Origin of the sequence: Brucella sp. RRSP16, assembly GCF_052246815.1 — a bacterium.
Lineage (GTDB): Bacteria > Pseudomonadota > Alphaproteobacteria > Rhizobiales > Rhizobiaceae > Brucella > Brucella intermedia.
In genome coordinates this window covers 1-284 of the sequence record NZ_JBQQAM010000067.1, presented here as the reverse complement: position 1 = coordinate 284, position 284 = coordinate 1, and the positions used below count along the sequence as shown (strand labels likewise).

Below are 284 nucleotides of genomic sequence, written 5' to 3'. Positions count from 1 at the left end.
ATAGCCTGAGCGCTCCGGTAAACGTCGTTGTCTTCCAATGGCCGTGCGGGACCGGTGAGCGGCATCGATCTCCGCAAGGGGCCCGTCCGCGAAGCCGAGACATATTCGTGCTCAGTCCGGTTTTATCGATGAAGACGAGCTGCGCCGGATCGAGATCGAGTTGGCCGTCGAACCAGTCCTGACGACCTTTCAGGAGGTTAGGACGGTCCTGCTCCAGTGCATGTGCGGTCTTTTTTTGAAAGTCCAGCCGCGCTTTCGCAGCCAGACGTCAAGCGCGCTGCGGC

Annotated in this window: 1 pseudogene; it reads right to left on the bottom strand. The window is 60.2% G+C overall.

Going from position 1 to position 284, the window contains the following annotated elements:
- Window positions 1–284, bottom strand: a pseudogene (locus ACS5UA_RS22930) (IS630 family transposase); the annotation flags it as partial.